This is a genomic window from Phyllobacterium zundukense, assembly GCF_002764115.1.
In the GTDB taxonomy this organism is placed as follows: Bacteria; Pseudomonadota; Alphaproteobacteria; order Rhizobiales; family Rhizobiaceae; genus Phyllobacterium; species Phyllobacterium zundukense.
Genome location: NZ_CP017940.1, coordinates 1,520,747 through 1,537,745, shown reverse-complemented (window position 1 = coordinate 1,537,745; position 16,999 = coordinate 1,520,747). Strand labels below are relative to the sequence as shown.

The following is a 16,999-nucleotide window of genomic DNA, read 5'->3' as shown; positions in this document are numbered from 1 at the left end:
CGCCTACCTCTGAGTTTAAGCCGCTTTTTCGATCCGTTTCAGTCCACCCATATAGGGCAAGAGTGCATCCGGAACTGTGACACTGCCATCTTCATTTTGATAATTTTCGACAACAGCAATCAGCGCACGCCCGACCGCCACTCCCGAACCATTCAGCGTATGGACAAAGCGCGTCGACTTCTCGCCCTCGGGCCTGTAGCGCGCGTTCATCCGGCGTGCCTGAAAGTCGCCGCAGACCGAACAGCTGGAGATTTCGCGATAGGCTTTCTGGCCGGGCAGCCAGACTTCGAGATCATAGGTCTTTTGTGCACCAAAGCCCATGTCTCCCGTGCACAGCGTCATCGTGCGGAATGGCAGGTCGAGCCGCTTCAGCACTTCCTCGGCGCAGCCGGTCATCCGCTCATGTTCTTCAATCGAACGCTCGGCATCGGTGATCGATACGAGTTCGACCTTCATGAACTGGTGCTGGCGCAGCATACCGCGCGTGTCACGCCCGGCCGAACCCGCCTCTGAGCGGAAGCACGCGGTCAAGGCGGTCATGCGGATCGGCAGATCGCGAATGTCGAGGATTTCCTCACGCACCAGATTGGTCAACGGCACCTCTGCAGTCGGAATGAGATACCGGCCATCGGTCGTCTGGAACAAATCTTCGGCGAATTTCGGCAGCTGCCCCGTACCGTAAAGCACGTCATCATTGACCAGCAGCGGCGGGCTGACCTCGGTATAACCGTGCTCGGTCGTGTGCAGGTCGAGCATGAACTGACCAAGCGCACGTTCCAGCCGGGACAACTGACCCTTCAGAACAGTGAATCGGCTGCCTGAAAGCTTCGCCGCCCGTTCGAAGTCCATGTAGCCGAGCTTTTCGCCTATCTCGAAATGCTCTTTCGGCTCGAAGGCGAAATTCTTCAGATCACCAACGCGTCGCGTTTCGGCATTGTCGGCCTCGTCCTTGCCGACCGGCACGCTGTCGAGTGGCAGGTTCGGCAGAACCGACAATGCATCGTTCAGCGCGCGATCGAACTGGCGCTCTTCCTCTTCGGCGGATTGCAGGAACAGCTTGATCTCTGCCACTTCCGCCTTGAGGCGATCGGCAGTTGCCTGGTCTTTGGCGCCCATGGCCTTGCCGATCTCTTTCGAGGCGGCATTGCGGCGTTCCTGTGCGTCCTGGAGCTTGGCAATGTGCTGACGGCGCTTTTCGTCCAGCTCGATCAGCCGAGACGATGCTGGCTCGATGCCCCGTTTGGCCAGAGCTGCGTCAAGCGCTTGCGGATTCTCGCGGATCCATTTGATATCGAGCATGGGAATAAAGCCGTATTGGAGTGAATTGGTTGACTAAGGGCGCAAGGCGCCCGGCGAAATCTGAGGCGTCAGGAAGAGATTTCGCTGGACTCCGATTGCGCTTCGGCATCAGCCGCCGCACGCTTCTTCTCGACCAGACGCGCCATCCAGATGGAAATCTCGTAGAGAAGGATCGTCGGGAGCGCAAGACCGATCTGGCTCACCGGGTCTGGCGGCGTGATGACAGCCGCCACGATGAAGGCGATCACAATCGCATATTTGCGTTTGGACTTGAGCCCTTCGTAACCGACGAGACCCACGCGCGCCAGCAACGTGGTGACCACCGGCAGCTGGAAAACCAGCCCAAAGGCGAAGATCAGCGTCATGATGAGGCTGAGATATTCGGAAACCTTCGGCAGCAGCGAAATCTGCACTTCACCGGCAACGCCCTGCTGTTGCATGGCGAGGAAGAACCACATGACCATCGGCGTGAAGAAGAAGTAGACCAGCGCCCCACCCAAAAGGAAAAGGATCGGCGATGCAATCAGGAATGGCAGAAACGCCATGCGCTCATTGCGATAGAGCCCCGGAGCCACGAATTTGTAGATCTGCGACGCGATCACCGGGAATGCCAGCACGAGACCGCCAAACATGGCGACCTTCACCTGGGTGAAGAAGAACTCCTGCGGCGCCGTATAGATCAGCTGCGCCTTGGCCGGATCAAAACCTGCCCAGCCGACGGCCCACTGATAGGGGATCACCAGCAGGTTGAACAATTGCTTGCCATAATGGAAGCAACCGAGGAACGCGACGAAAAACGCAACCAGGGCCCAGATCAGCCGCCGGCGCAGCTCGATCAAATGCTCGATCAGCGGCGCCGAGCTCTTGTCAATATCGTCGTCGATCTTGTTCAAGATTGTATCCCCGTATCGCCAGCCTTTGTTCGCGGCTTTGCCGTTCTTTTCGCTGGTGCCTTGGCCGGCTTGGCCTCGGCAGTAACTGCCGGTGCGGCCTTTTTCTTTGACGCGGCTTTTGGAGCCGCTGCCGTCGTTATTGCCGCAGGCGCTGTTTTCGCCTTCACAGTCTTGGCCGGTGGTTTAGCCGGCGCATCTGAAGGAGCCGCCGCCAGGGGTTCCATTACTTGCGGCTGCAACTGCGTGGCGCCTGGAGCTTCCGGGTCCGGAATCGCGACATTTTCCTTGGAGGTTGATGTCGCATCTTTCAGGCTTGAACGGATTTCCTCGCCGATCGTCCTGACCGGGTCGAATACCTTGCGGATGTCGCTGCGCGGATCGAGGCTCTTGGCATCGTTGATGATGTCGCGAACGTCATCAAGTTCCGCCTCCTTGAGGGCTTCGTCGAATTGCCGCCGGAATTCTCCGGCGGTCGCGCGAAACTTCGTCGTCGCCTTGCCAAATGCACGCAGCATTTTCGGCAAATCCTTAGGACCAACCACCACGATCAAAACGATCACGATCACCAGGATTTCCGACCAACCAACTTCAAACATTCATCATGCTCCAGCCACAACGCGGTAGCGAGACCGCGCGCAGGACAAGACTAATCCTGCCACTCAAGACTTTGTCGTCTTTTCCTTGACTGAATTCACCGGCTGGCTTGTCTTGTTATCAATCGTCTTGGAATCATCCGCGGCGGCCGCATCGTCGTCGCTCATGCCGCTCTTGAAGTTCTTGATACCCTTGGCAACGTCGCCCATGAGTTCCGGAATCTTGCCTCGACCGAACAGAAGAAGCACGACTGCAAGCACGATAAGCCAGTGCCAGATTGAAAAACTACCCATTTGATCCTCACATTCGCCCAAACGCTTGGGCTCATCTATGCCTTTTCCCCGTGCTTTTCAAACACAAGTGCATTCTGCTGTTTCACATTCATGTAAACGCGGCGCAAGTGCGAAGTGAAAACTCCGGCACAAATTCTTCCGCAACGGGTTTTTAAGCCACATTATGTGAAATATTAAACCGGAAGCTTGTCTCAATCATGGTCAATGCGGGGAGTGAGCAGTCCGAGTTCTTCAAGGTCAATATCCGTCAGCGGATCCTCATCCTCGGTCAATTCATCCGGATCGTTGGCCGGAACCGGAATGGCAAAATTCGACGGCATTCGGGCCGAAAGCAGCCCTGCCCCGCGTAATTCGTCGATACCCGGCAGATCGCGTACTTCCTGCAGGCCAAAATGATCGAGGAAAGAAGCGGTGGTGCCGTAGGTAATCGGACGGCCCGGCGTGCGGCGACGCCCCCGGAACTTGATCCAGCCCGTCTCCATGAGCACATCGAGCGTGCCTTTTGAGGTCTCGACGCCGCGAATGTCTTCGAGCTCTGCCCGCGTTACCGGCTGGTGGTACGCGATGATCGCCAGGACCTCCAGTGCTGCGCGTGACAGTTTCTTCTGCTGCACTGCCTCGCGATTCATCAGGAAAGCCAGATCGGCGGCAGTCCGGAACGCCCACGCGCCGCCAACCTGCCGCAGATTGATGCCGCGCTTGGAATAGATCTCCTGCAACTCGCCGAGCAGTGCAGCAACATCGACCCCGGATGGCAGGCGTTCCTGCAGCGCCTTCTCCGTCACCGGTTCGGCCGAGGCGAACAGAATTGCTTCTGCCATGCGCAGCGCCTCGGAAACCGGCAACCGCGAATTCCAGCTGCCTTCCGACGCCAGTTCATCCTCTTCGAGGTCGAGGTGTTGCGCTGTGTCAGCCATTGACCACTTCCTCCATAGTCACACCCAGCGTCTCCACGCGTCCCTCTGGCCTGTTGCGAAGATAGATGGGGTTGAACGCGCCAGTCTGGCGAATTTCGAGATGGCCTTCCCGGACCATTTCCAGACTTGCGGCGAACGAACTCGCCATAGCTGTTGCTCTTTCCGCCGGCGAAACGATGAATTCGAGCAGATACTGGTCGAGTGCCGTCCAGTCCTTCAATTCGCCAACCAGCCGCATCAGGATCGTACGGGCATCCTTCAGCGACCAGACGGTGCGCCGCGCGATCTGGACATGCGATGTCGCGCGTTTCTGGCGCTGCGCGGCATAGGCGGTCAGCAACTCGTATAGTGTGGCGGCATAGGTGTTGGTTTGGTCGACGATCACTGCCTCGGGCATGCCCCGCGCGAAAACATCGCGCCCGAGCCGGTTGCGATTGATCAGCTTGGTCGCCGCGTCACGCATTGCCTCCAGCCGCTTCAGCCTGAACTGCAGCGTTGCCGCAAGTTCTTCACCGCTTTCGCCTTCATCGCCCGGTGTCTTGGGGATCAGAAGCTTTGATTTCAGATAGGCGAGCCAGGCCGCCATCACCAGGTAATCGGCGGCAAGCTCCAGCCGCAGCGCCTGTGCCTGGCGAATGAACACCAGGTATTGCTCAACCAGTGCAAGCACGGAAATACGGGCAAGATCGACCCGCTGGTTACGCGCAAGATGCAGCAGAAGGTCAAGCGGACCTTCGAAGCCCTTGATATCGATGACAAGTGAGGGCTCGCTGAGGCCGCGATCAGACGTGCTTTCCCACAGCGCCTCCATGGGCGTCGCGTTCTTGCCGTTTATCTTTTGCTCGCTCGCAGCCAAATCTCTCTCGTTTCTATGCCACCGCCTCGAAAGTGCGCTGGAATTCTTCCCGGAGCTCTTCCTCATTCGAGGTGTCCGGCTCTTTCCTGTAGGCGATCGCCCGCGTTGCCCGCTCGAGCGCCTTGCCCTCAAGATCAGGTGTACAGGATGCGACCGCCCTCATCTGCTCCATGATGCCATGGCAATGAAGCACGATATCGAGTCCCGCGGCAAAGATTGCTTTGGTTCGATCAAAATAATCCCCAGAAAGTGCATTCATGGAGACGTCATCGCTCATCAAAAGCCCGTCGAAGCCTATATAGTCCCGGATGATCTCTTCGACCACCTTGCCGGATGTCGTGGCCGGGTTCTTCGGATCGACGGCCGAGAAGATCACATGGGCACTCATGGCCATTGGCAGGTGTGCCAGGGCACGGAATGGTGCGAAATCATGTTCCGCAAGCTCTTCCAGGGGCGTCGCGACTGTCGGCAATTCGTGGTGCGTGTCTGCGAACGCACGGCCATGGCCCGGAATATGCTTGATCACAGGCAGCATGCCGCCTGCAAGCAGGCCTTCGGCCGCTGCGCCGCCCATCGCCGTCACGATTTCTGGATGCTTGCCGTAGGCGCGCGTCCCGATCACGTCGTTGGCTCCCTCGACCGGTACGTCCAGTACCGGCAGGCAGTCGACATTGATGCCGAGCTTCAAAAGGTCGAAGGCATGCAGGCGAGACAGTAGCCAGGCAGCACGCAGTCCTTTTTCCTCATCTTCCCGGTAAAGCGCACCCAGCGCCGATCCGGCGGGATAGTCCGGTGCGAGCGGCGGACGCAGCCGCTGCACACGCCCGCCCTCCTGGTCGATCAGCACAAGCGCATTGTCGCGTCCCACGAGATCGCGCAAATGCGCGCAAAGGTCCTCGATCTGTGCAGGCTCGCTGACATTGCGGGCAAACAGAATAAAACCCCAGGGCCGCTCATCGCGAAAGAACGCGATTTCATCAGGGGTCAGCTTCAAACCGGTGGTTCCGGCAATCCATGCTTTTGATTCGCTCATGTGCAGAGTCTACTGTAATTCACGTATGCCACAACTCCGCTGAACATTTGCGAAAGGCTGCCGAAATTAGCCGCTCGCCGCTTTCCTCGGACGTCCCCCCTTTGCACCATTTGCCCTCGCCGCGGCCGATTTCGCTGGTGAGCTGACCTTTCCCGCTATACGGGCAAGTTCGCTCGTCATCCAGGCCCGTGTGCCGAAGATGCCCGCCACAAGCGCAGGCACATAAAGGTCAACCTCCAGCTTTGGCCAATGCAGGTTAAAGCCAACTCCATCCACATGAATATCAGCCAGATTCTCTTCAGTCGCATCTTTCAAGTCTTGCACGAACTGAACCGGAAAAGCGTAACTGCAACCATTGACGAGATCGATGACCACCCGGCGGGTTACAGGATCTAAGTGTCCGTGCGATGCCCGAGGTCCGGTCAAAAGCAGCTCTTGTCCCTTGGTCTCGGCCAAATCGAATTGCACGTCAGTCAAGCTTGCCATGGATGCGCTCCCATACCTTTACGAATGTGCTTTGATGTTCGGCAACCTCCAACATCAATCGCCGCATGTCGGAGCGCTTGATGCCTATGCTGTAAACCAACTCAGGGGCACCGCCAGCTCCAAGAAGCCTGCCCCGCCCCCGTAACATGAACATGTGCCGGTTCGTGATCGATTGTATAAATGACAAAACGGAAGCCGTGTGCACGGTGAATTACAACCATAACCAATATAATCCCAACAGTTGGGTTTTACAATCGCAACTCGCGCGAGTTATGCGGTGCGCAAAATCTATAAATAAATGGATCACTATCGGATTAGGCTAGCACCAGAACAGAATGGGGAAAACGAAAAAGGCCCCGCCAGTGGCGGAGCCTTTGTCAGGAATGCACCTTGAGGCTCTACTGCGTAACGAAGCAGCTACCACCGGCGGACTTGTATTTGGTGCAAAGGTTGATCGCATCGGCCTTGGAACCGGCAGGGATGCGGACACGGAAGAATGTGCCCTTGCCGGCGATTTCAGCCTGCTTGATATCAACGCCGCGGCCGCCGATGACACTCGCATATTTCTGCGACAGGGAAGCGTAGGTTTTCTGTGCGCCTTCGACATTCGGCTGCGACGCGATCTGGATCATGTAGCTGCCTGCTGCAGGGGCGACAGAAGCGACCTGCTGACCGGCAGCGTTCTTTGGCGGCACCCGGTCAACGATATCGAGAGGCTGCTCGGCAGGACGGGATTCAACCACCGGAATGTTTTTCGGCGCAGCGCTGGCAACCGTTTCCTGGGTGATTTTCTTTGTCTCGACCGGTTTCGCCGGCAGCTTGCCTGCGGCCGGAGCCGTTGGTGCGGGCTTCACTGGGGCGAGAGCCGGGGCAGCAGCCTGCGCAGGTGCTTCAGGCTGGCTGTCCTGAACGAGCGAGCCAATTTCGTCATTAGGAGCTGCTCCTGGAGCCGCAGGCGTATTTGCACTGACCGGAGCCGGTTCTGCAGGGCGGTCAACTGGCGCAGCTGCGGGGCCGGTACTCAAGGCTTCACCTTCCTGCGGAATGGATGCAACCATGGTTCCGTCGGGCTTGACGACCATCGTCTGAACCTTGCGCGGTGCAATGGCGCTGTTGCGCTCGGTGGCCGGTGGTTCATTCGCAGCCACATCTTCGCTGGCAGGATCAACCCGGGCCTCGACCTTATCGGTTGCAGCCACGTCCTCATCTTCATCCGGGGCGAGGTCGACGGGATCTTCACGCGTTGTCACGAGTTGATCCTGCTTTGGTGCTTCCGGAGCGATTGTGGCGCTCTTGTCGTAGACAGCCTTGTCCTGGTTGGGAACAATGGCGGTGCTGGTCGTTTCCGGCTGAACCTTTATCGGTGTCTTGTCGGCCATGATGACAACGGGTTCGCCACCCGAACTGCCGGTCCATTTATAGGCAACAGCACCGGCCACTGCCACAAGCACGACCGCTGCGGCAACGCCAGGTACAAACAAGCTGCTGCGCCGGGCCTTCAGCTCCTTCTGTCCATAGGACGAAGCGGCGATGTCGACATCGTCCTGCCGTGGATCATAGCCGAAATCCGTATCCTCTTCGGGACCAGGCTGGTAGGCTTGTGACCGGTTTTTCTGGGTACCGGCTGCAGCCATACCGACGGCAGCGGCCCCGGCGGCGGCAGCATAACCGGACGGATTATAGCGGCCCTGCTCTGCTTCATTGCCGAACACATCGGCAAAGATATCCGCATAGTCATCCTTTTCGGGCTCGGGCTTGGGGGCCTCTTCCTGAGCGACATATCCGGTACGCGGATCTTCTGCCTCGATCGAACCAAAGACTTCGGCAAACTCGGTTTCAAGCTCACCGAGACCATTGTGCTGAGGAACGTCGTCCTCGTAATGCACCGCCGGAAGATCAAGCGATTCCGTATAATCCACACGGTTTTCGGTCACCGCCATCGTATCGACATCGGGAGCGGCGTTGATCGACGAAGCCGCACGATCAAGCTCATCGGCATATTCGGCGAGATCGTGCACTTCCGGCAATGTCGGTGCACTGGCGATTGACGTCGCGACCGGCACTGCGATCTGCTGGACGGGCACCTGGTACTGTGCGGCGCTCTCGTAGCGCGGCGGTTCCGGCTCGTCAGAGTCAGCGACGGGTGCCTGTTCTTCTTCATGATCCGCTGTTACTTCGAAATCGTCGAATGCTGCCATCAGTTCTTCAGCATCGAAATCATCATGCTCGGACTCTTGGATCTGGTCATCCGTCGCTTCATAGACCGCAGGCTCCGGCACCGGAGCAGCCTGGTAGGCTTCGGGTTCAGGCGCCGCTGGTGGCTGATAGGACGTTGTCCGGCTGATCGATGGTGCCGGCTCTGTGCGACCCGCAACCTGCGTCTGCGAGCCGTAGCCCCACGAGGCATTGACCGAGCGCTGCACGACAGGTTGCGCCGATCCGGCTAGCAGAGTCTCCAGCTCGTCCTCGAGGCTGAGCGACGGCGCAGCAACGGCCGGACGCGCCTCATAGTGCGAAGCGACTGGCTCTGCGGCCGCAGCTACAGGGGCAATGCCCTCACCCGCCTCGCCATCTGCATAGGATGTGTCGGGCTCGTAATCGGCGTAATCAGGTTCTTCGTAAGCCGCAGCGGGCGCAGCGGTCGCCTGGTGAACGTCAGATGGCTCGATGCCGGTCAGGCCGCGCTCAATGGACGCTTCAAAGTCCTCAACAGCGAAATGATCATCCTCAATTGGTTCATCATCAGGAACTGCCTGTCGGGACTGTGGTGCGGCTTGCTCTTCGAAGCCCCCCATCAGTTCGCGTTCGAGATCCAGAACGAAGTCCTCGTTGGAGCCGGCTGTAGCTTCCTCCTCTTCAGGGGTCCCGATGATACGGGAAAGCTCCATTAGGGGATCGTCATTACCGAGTCGCGAATCATCCTGCCGGTGAGAACGCTGAATATAATTGTCCGCCATGGCGTTAATCCTGTACTCTCAACTGTGGACGTCAAAAAACGTCACGCATTGGCCATACCAGCGCAATGTGGGCAAAAGTTGACAGGATTTCTACGCCTTAGCGCATTTCCGTCGGGGCATCCGCACCTATTATAGACAATCCGGACGCCAAGACTTTCGAAACAACCTGAACCAGCCCTAGCCTGGCTTGGGACAAGTTTGGATCGTTAACCTTAATAAAACGTAAGTCCGGATTTTCGGTTCCTTTATTCCACTGCGTATGCAGGGAACTTGCAAGGTCGTAGAGGTAGAAAGCGAGCCTGTGCGGCTCCTGATGCAGAGCCGCCGTTTCGACGAGCCGCGGGTATTCCGCAAGCTTGCGAATAAGCGCAATTTCACTCTCATCCGCGAGCAGATGAAAATGCTGGGCGCTCGCCGCCAATGCTTCCTCACCGATGCCAAGCTGCTCCATCGCCTGCCGGAAAACCGAATGGCAGCGTGCCGAAGCGTACTGGACGTAGAAGACCGGATTTTCCTTGGAATGCTCGGTCACCTTGGCGAAATCGAAATCCAGCGGCGCATCGTTCTTCCGGTACAGCATCATGAACCGGACGGGATCGCGCCCCACTTCTTCCACCACATCGCGCAAGGTGACGAATTCACCCGAACGCTTCGACATACGTACGGGCTCACCATTGCGGTAAAGCTTGACCAGCTGGCAAATCAGCACTGTCAGCTTCGCCGTTCCACCGGAAACGGCCCGCGCCAGGGATTCGAGGCGCTTGACATAGCCGCCGTGGTCGGCACCAAGCACATAGATCATCTCATCGAAGTGCCGGTCGTACTTGTCTTTGAAATAGGCGACATCGGCCGCGAAATAGGTGAATTGCCCGTCGGACTTGACCAATGGCCGGTCGATATCGTCGCCAACGTCGGTTGACCGGAACAGGGTCTGCTCGCGGTCTTCCCAATCTTCCGGCAATTGCCCCTTGGGTGGTGGCAGCTTGCCCTTGTAGACGTGGCCCTTCAAGGTCAGGTCGTTGATCGCCGACCGGATCAGCTTGGCATTGTTCGCATGCAGCGTCCGCTCGGAGAAGAACACGTCGTGATGCACGTTGAGGGCAGCCAGATCCTCACGGATCATTGCCATCATCGCATCGATCGTCCGGTCCTTGACGATAGCGAGCGCCTCGTCTTCCGGCATTTCCAGAAGCTTCGTGCCAAAATCGCTAGCAAGCGCCTGCCCGACCGGAACGAGATAATCACCCGGATAGAGTCCTGGAGGAATGTCGCCGATCTGCTCGCCCAGTGCCTCCCGGTAGCGCAACATCACGGAACTCGCCAGCACATCGATCTGCGCGCCCGCATCATTGATGTAATATTCCTTGGCGACGTCATAACCGGCAAATTTGAGAAGATTTGCCAATGCGTCGCCAACGACAGCGCCCCGGCAATGGCCGACATGCATCGGACCAGTAGGATTGGCCGAGACATATTCCACATTGACACGATGACCATAGCCGAGCTTCGACCGGCCGTAATTGAGGCCCGAGCCGAGCATGATGGCAAGCTGCCGGTGCCAATAGGTATCCTTCAACCGCAGATTGATGAATCCCGGCCCCGCCACGTCGACAGAACCCACATCGGCATCATTTTTCAGCGCCTCACCAATCTTGACTGCGAGTTCACGTGGATTTTGGCCAACCGCCTTCGAGAGCACCATCGCCGCATTCGTCGCGATATCGCCATGGCTGGGATCACGCGGCGGCTCCACGCCCACGCGTGACAAATCCACCTCAGCGCCATCTGTTGTTTTCAATTCAAGCGCTTGCAGGGCTTTCTTAATCCGCGCGTCGAAATCAGCGAAGATATTCATGACGTCATACTCATTCGGGGTTTGTATAAATTGATCGGTTTACCAACCGAAGTTGGGCACGCCTTAAGCCAATTCGGGCGTATCGTCAAACAACCGGCGGTGTTCGCGCACAGCATAGGTGTCGGTCATGCCTGCCAGGAAATCCGCCACGAGTCTTGCCTGCGCGGTCAAATCGCCCCGGTTCTGCCCGTCTCGCCAGCCTTCCGGCATGCACTGTTCGTCAGCGAGATAGGCATCGAACAGCTCTTTCACAATCCTGTCGGCAGATTTGCGCACGCGCACCACGCTCTCGTGGAAATAGAGGTTCTTGTAGAGAAACGCCTTGAGCGGCTTCTCCTGTTCGCGCAGCGGCGTCGAAAATCCGACAATGCTTTGTCCTGCGCCATGGATATCGCCGACAGTCTGTGGCTTGAGCGCGTCCAGATTGGCCTGCGCCGCCCGAATAACGTCTTCGACCATGATCGTGATCTGTCGGCGGACGATCTCGTGCGACGTTCGCACATCGTCGAGGGCAGGGTACTTTTCCCGGACCGCGCGCAAAATATCCCCGGTGATCGACACGTCTTCCAGCGCCTCCAGCGACAAGAGCCCTGAACGCAATCCATCATCAATATCATGGGCGTTGTAGGCTATGTCATCTGCAATCGCAGCACACTGGGCTTCCAGCGAAGCAAAACTGGCCAATTCCAGATCGTTGCGGGCGTTGTACTCCAGAATTGCAGCCGGCACCGGATGTTTGAGCCCATTGCCCTCGCCGTCGATCAGCGGACCGTTGTGCTTGACCAGCCCTTCCAGGGTTTCCCAGGTCAGGTTCAGCCCGTCAAACTCGGCATAGCGCTTTTCGAGGCTCGTCACGATCCGCAATGACTGCGCATTGTGATCGAAACCGCCGAATTCCCGCATCTTGTCGTTCAGCGCATCCTCGCCCGTGTGACCGAACGGCGTATGACCGAAATCATGCACGAGCGCGATCGCCTCGGCCAGATCCTCATCGAGCCGCATGGACCGCGCCAGCGCCCGGGCGATCTGTGCCACCTCGATCGTATGGGTCAGTCTGGTGCGATAATGGTCACCTTCGTGGGCGATGAACACCTGTGTCTTGTGCTTCAGCCGCCGGAATGCCGTCGAATGGATGATACGGTCGCGGTCGCGCTGAAATACGGTGCGCGTCGGGCTCTCGCTTTCAGGCACAAGCCGGCCCCGGCTATGCTGAGGATCGCAGGCATAGGGTGCCCTCTCCCTGTAACCGAAACCGATACCCTGCATGGACATGATTGAAATGCACACCTTCCGGTTTTGTGACTGCGGACAACGTTGACTTCGCAGTCGCCAATTCTTAGCTATTGTGTATGATGAATGGCAAGGTGTGACATGGCAATGTCAGTTCCTGGCTGAACGCAGCGGAGCAATCCGCGAAGGACCGTAAAGAAATGACCGAAGTTGCAAATGTTTCTGTCTCCGATGCCGCTGCAAAGCGTATCTCGGCGATTCTGAAATCCGACCCGGAAAAAACCGCCCTGCGCATTTCCGTCGAGGGTGGCGGCTGCTCGGGCTTTTCCTACAAGTATGATCTGGTCGACGTACAGGACGCTGACGATATCGTCGTTGAGAAACTCGGTGCCAAGGTGCTGATTGATCAAATTTCCCTGCCCTATATCGGCGGTTCGGAAATTGATTTCGTTGATGACCTGATGGGGCAGTCTTTCCAGATCCGCAATCCCAACGCGACCTCTTCCTGTGGTTGCGGAACCAGCTTTTCCGTCTGATACCCCTCCCTTAAACCTGTCGCCGTTGCAACCAGAGCGGAATCGTCATGAAAATCGTCACCTGGAACATCAACGGCGTCAAAGCCCGAATCGACGTCCTCACCACTTGGCTGCGGGAATCCGATCCGGATATCGTCTGCCTGCAGGAAATCAAATCTGTCGATGATGGCTTTCCGCGTTTCGAGCTTGAAGCGCTTGGCTATCATGTGGAAACGCATGGGCAGAAGGGCTTCAACGGCGTTGCCATACTGTCCAAGAAATCACCTGAAGAGGTGACGCGCGGCCTCCCTGGCGATGATGCCGACGAGCAGGCTCGCTTTATCGAAGCGGTTTTCTCTACCGAAAAGGGCGCCATTCGCGTGGTCTCGCTCTATCTGCCCAATGGCAATCCGATCGATACCGAGAAATTTCCGTACAAATTGGGCTGGATGGCGCGCCTGGAACGCTGGGCCGAGGAACGGCTCGCACTGGAAGAGCCACTGATCCTGGCGGGCGACTACAATGTCATTCCCGAGCCTATTGACGCCAGGAACCCGGAAGTCTGGATCAATGACGCGCTGTTTCAACCGGAAACGCGCCAGGCCTTCCGGCGGCTGGAAAATCTCGGCTTCACCGACGCCGTCCGCAGCGTTACCGATGCGGCAGGGACCTATACATTCTGGGATTATCAGGCTGGCGCCTGGCAGAAGAACAACGGCATTCGCATCGACCACCTGATGCTGTCGCCGGAGGCTGCAAACCTTCTCGAGTCCGCCAGCATCGAAAAACACGTCCGCGCTTGGGAAAAACCCTCTGACCACGTGCCCGTAGCTATTTCAATTGCATAAAACAATAGTCATTTGATCTCTGTTTATAAGACTTACCGATTTTTAACCCATCGATAATGTGAGAATTTTATGAGCACAATTCACAATGAACGTACAAAATTATTGGCAACTTATTTCAATGGCATTGCCATAGCCATATTGGTCATCGGCGCGATTTCTCCTGTTCTCTCGAGCACGGATAAGCCACCGTTGATCATTGCACTGCAAATCGCGATTTGCATCGTATTGAGCGGTGCATTACATTACGTAGCAAGTCAGTTTCTCGGGAGAATGGTCAATTGAGCAATCTCGAATATTTGCTTTTGACAAGTATGGCTCCCGTTGGAGCCCTGCTCCTTGCTGCTTTTTTTGCATACATCACCAGAAATGATGGCAAAGAGAAGAAGCCGTCAAAGCATTCCCATTAATCCATTGGGCCGAGTGACTTTGCTCAAACGTGAGCATGCGGCTCTCAGAAATCACCAGTCTTGATGATATCCTCGGCCAGCACCATTGCGGTGCGCCGGTCGGCCTCGTCGGCCAGGGAAAACGCCTGTTCCTGAATATCGCCGATCCAGACGCGGTCCTGCTTGTTGGCGTGCTCCAGCGCCGCCGTCATCATCGCCAGGCCGCGCACGGTCTTGCCGGCCTGGAATAGAAGATTGCCGAGCATGGCCTGCGCGCCCGCATTCCCCTTCTGCGCCGATAGGCGGAACCAGCGTGCAGCCTGGTTGGGATTGGGCTGACCGCCCTCGCCCTTCATCAACATCTTGCCAAGCTCGAACTGCGCATCGGAGTCACCGAAATTCGATGCCGCCTGCAAATAAAGATCGCGCGCCGCTCCCGGATTCGAATTGATTGGCGAGTTCGGGATACCGCGTTTCACGTAGCCGGCCAGCGCAACAAGTGCGTCGGCGACATAGCTTTCGTTCTCGGTGCCCTGGTCGGCGCCTTCTTGAACGACCTGTTCGAACATCTTGTAGGCTTCGTAGTCATCTTCCTTGACGCCGTCGCCTTCAGCATACATGCGGGCGAGCTTCCAGTTGGCGCCCTGATGCCCCTTCTCGGCGGCAAAACGCAATGCTTTGACCGCTTCGTCCTTGTGGCCATTCTTGTATGCAGAGAATCCGAACTTGAAGAGAGCGAATGGACTGGAATCCTCCTTCACCTCATTCTGGGTATCGAAGGCAAAGCAAGGCATCGTCATGGCGCCCATCAAAAGGCCGATCCCGACAAGGGAAGAAAGGAGGCGATCAGCGATGAACATGGCACTGTTCTTTCTTCACCCTGACCAGCTGTGTCGCGGCAGCGCCGCGCGCCATACCAGCAACCTGGGTGCAACTCCCGCCAGACTGCATCAACACGGCAGCTCGCAACGGAATGTTGAAATCTTGCACATCATTCCAGCAATCATTTGACCGCTTTCCGGCAATAGTGCGGCCAACCAATGCGAAAGAGCTTGGTTCAGCGGAAACAGGAGCATGGGACAGACACATCACGTCAAAAATCATATGATAGCCAAGCATCATGGGACGGCTTGAAGTGTTTGCCTGTGAATTAGGAGTCGCGTCCATCATTTCCCCACGCGGAACATCTGCACCATGCAAATGCCTTCAACCAACCGCGGTTGCCGCCCTTTCGAGGTGCTCCGGGTTTGTGGCGCAAAGTAGGCAAATTTGCCCCCCGCCCCAACGCCACAAATCATCGCGCAGAAGTGTTGCTGAATCGTCACAAAATTTGATCGGCAGAAAAATGATTTTGCGCCGGAACCGGCCTGCGTATCAGCCTGTTCCGGCTCAATAAAAAGCCCGGCGGTTGCCGGGCTTTTCTCTGATATAAAAGGCTTGGATCAGAACTTCAGCTTGGCTGAGAGCGAGAGCGCACCTACAAAGTCGTCACCAAAGTCGTAGGCAACATCGCCACCGCAGATGCCAGACCTGCTTGGGCAGCTGCGTGGAGGGCCATACTCTCCTGATGTCAGCATGCCGACCGCACCACCGACGCGAACTTCGAACTTATCGTTAGGCGTATAGGCAACGCCGGTCGAAAGCAGCCAGGTGTCGGTCTGTGTGGTCAGGCCCGTTGATGTGCCGCGATCCCAGCTCAGCTGAACCTGTCCGCTCCACTGATCGTTGAATTTATGGCCAACACCACCGCTGATGGTCCAGCCGTCCTGGAACATTAGGTCGAGCGACGTGGCATAGGCGCTAGGAACGCAATTCGCCACGGTCACGGAGCAGAAGCCCACAACGTTCAAAACACTCCAATCGACCCATTTGACCGAGCCGAAAGCGAGCCAGCCGGGAGCGATACCTGACTGCAGTCGGAACTCGGCCGATTGTGGCATCGTTGCTGTGCCATACACGTCGATAACGCGTCCGGCAAAGGGCAAAAGCGGATTAGCAAAAGCGGCAGGGACTTCTGTAACGTCGATCGTGCCGTTGATCCGTCCTAGATCGATCTCGGCGTTATAGATAAAGCTTGCCCGGAACGCGTAATCCGGAATCTCGTAGGCAGCACCAATGCGCCAGCCCCATCCGTCACCCTTCAGAGCGAGTTTACCCGTGCCGTCAAAGCCGAAGGCGGCAGCCGGCGACTGCAGAACCTGGCCAAGCACGAGCCGCTCTTTGAAGCCCTCGACTTCCTGGTACGACACGCCGCCGATTGCACGGAGATAGCCTTTGCCAACGTCGAACTTATACGAGCAGGTCAGACCGTAGTCCTTGCTGTCGATCTTTGTCTCGATGTTCTGGTTTGCACCCACCCAATCAGCACCTGGATTTGTGTGGACACCCCATGGTTCAGAATATGAGCCCAAGCAATCCAAGTCCGAAGTGATGCCGAGTTTGGCGCCGAAACGTGGAATTGTATAATTTGGCGTTTCATGACCAGAGGTTGATCCGCCGCCGATACCGTCAGCGCCACGCCCGTCAAGCGGGTTGATATCGCGGGCGTTTTTGAACTTACGGTCAGGCATGACGTAGATTACGCCCGCTTCCGTTGCAACGCGGCTAGGGTCGAACAGCAAATCCCAGTTGTAGCCTCCGCGCTCCAGCCCCCCGGCTTGAGCGGCAGAGGCCATGCCCGTTACGAGCAATGCCCCACCCAAGATCGTTGAAATAGCCTTAGACATTAGTTCTCCCCCGAAAGTCTGAAAAACTTCCTGAACACCACAACAGTTCAGCAAAATTGTTACCAATACGTAATAGGTAACAAAGCCCGCCAATCGTGCAACGGGTTTGCA

17 protein-coding genes are annotated in these 16,999 nt (G+C 57.1%); 2 read left to right on the top strand and 15 right to left on the bottom strand.

All coding sequences use genetic code 11. The features are described 5' to 3' along the window. Positions 1–15: 15 nt before the first annotated feature. From serS to BLM14_RS07610, 12 genes are all read right to left on the bottom strand, one after another. Positions 16–1,299 (bottom strand): serine--tRNA ligase, encoded by a 1,284-nt coding sequence (gene serS, locus BLM14_RS07665; RefSeq protein ID WP_099998832.1) that lies wholly within the window; start codon positions 1,297–1,299, stop codon positions 16–18. Between the two features lie 68 nt (positions 1,300–1,367). Continuing rightward, the gene (gene tatC / locus BLM14_RS07660) at positions 1,368–2,192 is read right to left on the bottom strand and encodes a twin-arginine translocase subunit TatC (protein WP_099998831.1); all 825 of its coding nucleotides are present in this window, start codon (positions 2,190–2,192) and stop codon (positions 1,368–1,370) included. Then, a complete protein-coding gene (gene tatB / locus BLM14_RS07655; protein WP_099998830.1) occupies positions 2,189–2,788 on the bottom strand; it encodes a Sec-independent protein translocase protein TatB in 600 nt (199 codons plus the stop codon). Before tatB ends, tatC begins: the two co-directional genes overlap by 4 nt. Before the next feature lie 63 nt (positions 2,789–2,851). Next, positions 2,852–3,079, bottom strand: coding sequence for a twin-arginine translocase TatA/TatE family subunit (locus BLM14_RS07650; protein ID WP_099998829.1), 228 nt, complete (start codon positions 3,077–3,079; stop codon positions 2,852–2,854). A gap of 191 nt (positions 3,080–3,270) precedes the next feature. Continuing rightward, positions 3,271–3,954, bottom strand: coding sequence for an SMC-Scp complex subunit ScpB (scpB, locus tag BLM14_RS07645; protein WP_418314226.1), 684 nt, complete (start codon positions 3,952–3,954; stop codon positions 3,271–3,273). 34 nt (positions 3,955–3,988) lie between these two features. Beyond that, on the bottom strand, positions 3,989–4,852 hold the full coding sequence (locus tag BLM14_RS07640; RefSeq protein WP_237143492.1) for a segregation and condensation protein A: 864 nt from the start codon (positions 4,850–4,852) through the stop codon (positions 3,989–3,991). A gap of 13 nt (positions 4,853–4,865) precedes the next feature. Next, positions 4,866–5,885 carry a beta-N-acetylhexosaminidase gene (gene nagZ, locus BLM14_RS07635; RefSeq protein WP_099998827.1) on the bottom strand — a complete coding sequence of 340 codons (1,020 nt, stop codon included), beginning with the start codon at positions 5,883–5,885 and terminating at the stop codon, positions 4,866–4,868. Positions 5,886–5,951: 66 nt separating this feature from the next. Continuing rightward, positions 5,952–6,371, bottom strand: coding sequence for a DUF2442 domain-containing protein (locus BLM14_RS07630; RefSeq protein WP_099998826.1), 420 nt, complete (start codon positions 6,369–6,371; stop codon positions 5,952–5,954). Between the two features lie 101 nt (positions 6,372–6,472). Next, positions 6,473–6,592, bottom strand: coding sequence for a DUF4160 domain-containing protein (locus BLM14_RS30960; RefSeq protein ID WP_108724300.1), 120 nt, complete (start codon positions 6,590–6,592; stop codon positions 6,473–6,475). A 177-nt stretch (positions 6,593–6,769) separates the two neighbouring features. Next, entirely contained in the window at positions 6,770–9,328 is a 2,559-nt protein-coding gene (locus tag BLM14_RS07620; RefSeq protein ID WP_099998825.1) for an SPOR domain-containing protein, read from the bottom strand. 97 nt (positions 9,329–9,425) lie between these two features. Continuing rightward, positions 9,426–11,183 (bottom strand): arginine--tRNA ligase, encoded by a 1,758-nt coding sequence (argS, locus tag BLM14_RS07615; protein ID WP_099998824.1) that lies wholly within the window; start codon positions 11,181–11,183, stop codon positions 9,426–9,428. 63 nt (positions 11,184–11,246) lie between these two features. After that, complete coding sequence (locus BLM14_RS07610; protein WP_099998823.1) at positions 11,247–12,455, bottom strand: deoxyguanosinetriphosphate triphosphohydrolase; 1,209 nt, start codon at positions 12,453–12,455, stop codon at positions 11,247–11,249. Between the two features lie 158 nt (positions 12,456–12,613). Here BLM14_RS07610 and erpA point away from each other — a divergent pair, with 158 nt between their 5' ends. Together erpA and xth are read left to right on the top strand one after the other, a co-directional pair. Further along, positions 12,614–12,949, top strand: coding sequence for an iron-sulfur cluster insertion protein ErpA (gene erpA / locus BLM14_RS07605; RefSeq protein ID WP_099998822.1), 336 nt, complete (start codon positions 12,614–12,616; stop codon positions 12,947–12,949). Positions 12,950–12,996: 47 nt separating this feature from the next. Beyond that, on the top strand, positions 12,997–13,776 hold the full coding sequence (xth, locus tag BLM14_RS07600) for an exodeoxyribonuclease III (protein ID WP_099998821.1): 780 nt from the start codon (positions 12,997–12,999) through the stop codon (positions 13,774–13,776). A 451-nt stretch (positions 13,777–14,227) separates the two neighbouring features. On the opposite strand, the gene BLM14_RS07590 is transcribed toward xth, so the two are convergent. The 3 genes from BLM14_RS07590 to BLM14_RS07580 form a co-directional block, all read right to left on the bottom strand. Further along, positions 14,228–15,022: a tetratricopeptide repeat protein gene (locus BLM14_RS07590; protein ID WP_099998819.1), complete on the bottom strand. Its 795-nt coding sequence runs from the start codon at positions 15,020–15,022 to the stop codon at positions 14,228–14,230. Further along, positions 15,009–15,284 carry a hypothetical protein gene (locus BLM14_RS07585; protein ID WP_099998818.1) on the bottom strand — a complete coding sequence of 92 codons (276 nt, stop codon included), beginning with the start codon at positions 15,282–15,284 and terminating at the stop codon, positions 15,009–15,011. The genes BLM14_RS07590 and BLM14_RS07585 overlap by 14 nt, the downstream gene beginning before the upstream one ends. Positions 15,285–15,604: 320 nt before the next feature. Next, positions 15,605–16,888, bottom strand: coding sequence for an OmpP1/FadL family transporter (locus tag BLM14_RS07580; protein ID WP_099998817.1), 1,284 nt, complete (start codon positions 16,886–16,888; stop codon positions 15,605–15,607). Positions 16,889–16,999 lie beyond the last annotated feature (111 nt).